General features: G+C 72.0%; 2 protein-coding genes and 1 pseudogene. All 3 read right to left on the bottom strand.

Going from position 1 to position 4141, the window contains the following annotated elements:
• Positions 1–925, bottom strand: a pseudogene (locus DQW06_RS07115) (DNA translocase FtsK); the annotation flags it as partial.
• Between the two features lie 264 nt (positions 926–1189).
• Positions 1190–2875 carry a ribonuclease J gene (locus DQW06_RS07110; RefSeq protein WP_013151700.1) on the bottom strand — a complete coding sequence of 562 codons (1686 nt, stop codon included), beginning with the start codon at positions 2873–2875 and terminating at the stop codon, positions 1190–1192.
• Complete coding sequence (gene dapA, locus DQW06_RS07105; RefSeq protein ID WP_013151699.1) at positions 2872–3843, bottom strand: 4-hydroxy-tetrahydrodipicolinate synthase; 972 nt, start codon at positions 3841–3843, stop codon at positions 2872–2874. The genes DQW06_RS07110 and dapA overlap by 4 nt, the downstream gene beginning before the upstream one ends.
• Between the last annotated feature and the right edge of the window lie 298 nt (positions 3844–4141).

The raw sequence follows: 4141 nt of genomic DNA, 5'->3' as shown, positions 1-4141 counted from the left end.
GTTCCGGGGCCTCGGCGCCGGTCCGCGCGGCCTCCTCCTCGTCGGTGAGGGCGGGGGCGATGGGCTCGTCGGGCAGCACCGGGCTGTCGTAGGGGCGCTCGTGGTCGCCCGCGACCGTGCCCGTGGCCTTCTTCTTCCCGGGCCCGCTCCTGCGCGGCTTGGCGGGCTTCTTCTTCTCCGCCCCCAGCAGGCCGATGCCCGCGTCGGGGCCGGTGTCGCGCTCCATGAGCGCCCCGAACAGGACCTGGAGGCGCTCGGGGATGCGCCGGATGGGTGTGGCGGTGACCACGAGGATCCCGAAGACCAGCACCAGGGCCAGCAGGACGCCGGTCAGCCACGGGGTGACGACGGCGCTGAGCGGCCCCGAGGCGACGAAGCCGATGAGCCCGCCGGCCTCCTGGAGGGCCGCCAGGCCCTCGGAGGGCTGCGGGATGCCGTGGGCGATGTGGATGAGGCCCAGCAGGCCCAGCATGATCGAGCTGAAGCCGATGAGCAGCCGCCCGGCGTCGCCCTCCTTGCTGTCGCCGGGAGTGCGCATGAGCCTGACCGCGATCGGCAGGAACAGCAGCGGCAGGATCGGCGAGAACGTGCCGAAGGCGCCGACCACGACCGTGCGGGTGTACTCCAGGAGCAGCCCGTCGCTGTTCCACCACACGGCGGCGGCGATGAGGACGCCCGCGGCCAGCAGGACCAGCCCGGCGCCGTCGCGGCGCAGGTCGGGGTCGAGGCCGCGCGCGCCGCGGCCGACCGCGCGGGCGGAGCCGCCGACGGTGTGCGCGACGAGCTTCCACAGCACCAGCAGGAACTGGCCGAACATGGTGACGGCGAAGGCGATGGGCCCGTCGGGCATGCGCTTCTTCGCCGCGGGCTTGCGCGCGGCGGGCTTCTTGCGTCCGGAACCGCCGGAGGAGGCGCGCGTGGCCATGGGGTCACCTCCAGGGGACGGGGTCGTGCGGACGGTCGGGCAGGACGGCCCGCCACGGCGGGCAGCCTACTGCGGCGTCCACCCCCGGCGCCCGTATCCCGCGCGGCGTGTCGCACGGGCGCCGCTGTGCTCCCCGTCCCACCGCCGCCCGGCCCGGGCCCCCGGTCCCGTCACCGCCCCGGTACCGGTTTTCGGTCCCGGCGACGCGAACGGCCCGTACCGCCGCGGTGCGGCGTCGGGCCGTTCGTCGTCGTCGGGTGCCGGTCAGACCTCGACCAGGACGGGGATGATCATGGGCCGCCGCCGGTAGGTCTCGTTGACCCAGCGGCCGGCGCTGCGGCGGATGAGCTGGCGCAGCTGGTGGGGGTCGTTGACCCCGTCCCGGGCCGCCTTGTCCAGCGCGTCCTGGATGCGGTCGATGACGTCGTCGTAGGCGTCGGCGCCGATGCCCGCGCCCCGAGTGTGGATCTCGGGCTCGCCCAGGATCTTGCCGGAGCCGGAGTCCACCGCCACGACGACGGAGATGAACCCCTCCTCGCCGAGGACCCGGCGGTCCTTGAGCGCGGCGTCGGTGACGTCGCCGACCGAGGAGCCGTCCACGTACACGTACCCGGCCTGCACCGCGCCGACGATCCTGGCCCGGTTCTTGTGCAGGTCCACGACCACGCCGTCCTCGGCGATGACGATCCGGTCGCTCGGGACCCCGGTCAGCCTGGCCAGGTCGGCGTGGGCGCGCATGTGCCGCCACTCGCCGTGCACGGGCATGAAGTTGCGCGGGCGGACCATGTTGAGCACGTACATCAGCTCGCCCGCGGGCGCGTGGCCGGAGACGTGCACCAGGGCGTTGCCCTTGTGCACGACCTTGGCCCCCCAGCGGGTCAGGCCGTTGATCACCCGGTTGACCGAGTTCTCGTTGCCCGGGATCAGCGACGAGGCGAGCAGGATGGTGTCGCCCTCCTCGATGCGGATCTGGTGGTCCCGGTTGGCCATGCGGCTGAGCGCGGCCATCGGCTCGCCCTGCGAGCCCGTGCACACCAGGAGCACCTCGTCCGGGCGCAGATGGTCGAGCTGCTTGACGTCGACGACCGTGTCGCCGGGGATGCTCAGGTAGCCCAGGTCGCGCGCGATGTTCATGTTGCGGACCATGGAGCGGCCCACGAAGGCGATCTTGCGCCCGTGCTCGACGGCCGCGTCGATGACCTGCTGGACGCGGTGCACGTGCGAGGCGAAGCAGGCCACCACGATGCGCTTCTGGGACTGCCGGAACACCTTGTCGATGGCCTCGGTCAGGTTGCGCTCGTTGACGATGAAGCCGGGCTGCTCGGCGTTGGTGGAGTCCGACAGCAGCAGGTCCACGCCCTCGTCGCCGAACCGGGCGAACCCGGCCAGGTCGGTCAGGCGCCCGTCCAGCGGCAGCTGGTCCATCTTGAAGTCGCCGGTGTGCAGCACCGACCCGCCCGGGGTGCGGATGCCCACGGCCAGAGCGTCCGGGATGGAGTGGTTGACCGCGAAGAACTCCAGGTCGAAGGGGCCGAAGTCGTGTCGCTCGCCCTCCTCCACCAGCACGGTCTCGGGCTTGATGCGGTGCTCGCCGAGCTTGGCGGTGATCAGCGCCAGGGTGAGCTTGGAGCCGACGATCGGGATGTCGGCCCGCTCACGCAGCAGGAACGGCACGCCGCCGATGTGGTCCTCGTGCCCGTGGGTGAGCACGACCGCCTCGATGTCGTCGAGCCGGTCCCGGATGTAGTCGAAGTCCGGCAGGATCAGGTCGACGCCGGGCTGCTCCTCCTCGGGGAAGAGCACGCCGCAGTCCACGATGAGCAGGCGCCCGCCGTACTCGAAGACCGTCATGTTGCGGCCGATCTCGCCGAGGCCGCCCAGCGGGACGATGCGCAGCACGCCCTTGCCCAGGGGCGGCGGCGAGCCCAGTTCGGGATGCGGGTGGCTCATACGGATCCCTCCGTGAGGCGCTCGACGGCGACGGCGCTGGCCGGGACGGCCTGGTGCGGGGCGAGCCCGATGGGGCCCTTGACGCCCGCGGCGGCCAGGTCCTCGCGCAGGAGGGCCTGGAGCTCGGCGGAGGCGTCGGCGAGCGGGGTGCGGACCGGCCCGGAGGGCAGGCCGAACAGGTTGAGGACGGCCTTGGTCGTGATGACGCCCTGGGTGCGGAACATGCCCGTGTAGACCGGCGTGAGGCGGCGGTGGATGGCCAGGGCCTGGCCGACCTCGCCCTTCTCGAAGGCGTCGATCATGTCGCACAGGTCGGCGCCCACGATGTGGCCGACGACGCTGACGAACCCGGCCGCGCCGACGGACAGCAGCGGCAGGTTGAGGATGTCGGTGCCGCAGTAGAAGGCCAGGTCGGTGCGCTCCATGACCCAGGAGCTGGCGCCGACGTTGTCCTTGGCGTCCTTGTTGGCGACGATGCGCGGGTGCTCGGCCAGGCGGACCAGGGTCTCGGAGGCGATCGGCGTCCCGGTGCGGTGCGGGATGTCGTAGAGCATCACCGGCAGGTCGGTGGAGTCGGCGATCGACGTGAAGTGCCGGATGAGGCCTTCCTGCGGCGGCTTGTTGTAGTAGGGGGTGACGGTCAGCAGACCGTGCGCCCCCGCCTTCTCGGCCGCCTGGGCCAGCCGGATGCTGTGGCGGGTGTCGTTGGTGCCGACCCCGGCCACGATCGTGGCGCGGTCGCCGACCGCCTCCAGGACGGTCCGGAGCAGCCGGTCCTTCTCGTCGTCGCTGGTGGTGGGCGACTCGCCGGTGGTGCCGCTGATGACGAGGCCGTCGTTGTGCTGTTCGTCGACGAGGTAGGTGGCCAGTCGGGCCGCGCCCTCGTAGTCGAGTTCCCCGTCCTCCAGCATCGGAGTGACCATCGCGGTCAACATCTTGCCGAACGGCCGGTTCTTTGTGTCCATCATCGTGTGTGAAAGGCGTGCGGACCGCCGCCCTCGGGCGGTGGGGTCCGTGGTTGCCCCTCCTCCTCTCGGTGTACTCCGAAACAGTTGTGGTCTCCCGTGCGGGTGTGCCTCGGGCACGGGTGGTCGGCGCTGCGTGCGCGCCACCGCGACCGGCGGATGCGCGACGGTCGCGGGAAAGATCTGTGGTGCCCCGTGTCGGGGGCTGGGGGCAGGGCCCCGTCCGGTCCACCGTCCTCGTGGGTCGAGGTTGAGTGGTCCCCGGTAAGACGAACCTACCCGTCCCGGGCCCGTGCCATCC

Source organism: Nocardiopsis sp. TNDT3 (assembly GCF_003427465.1).
In the GTDB taxonomy this organism is placed as follows: domain Bacteria; phylum Actinomycetota; class Actinomycetes; order Streptosporangiales; family Streptosporangiaceae; genus Nocardiopsis; species Nocardiopsis dassonvillei.
This window is presented reverse-complemented; position numbering and strand designations above follow the sequence as displayed.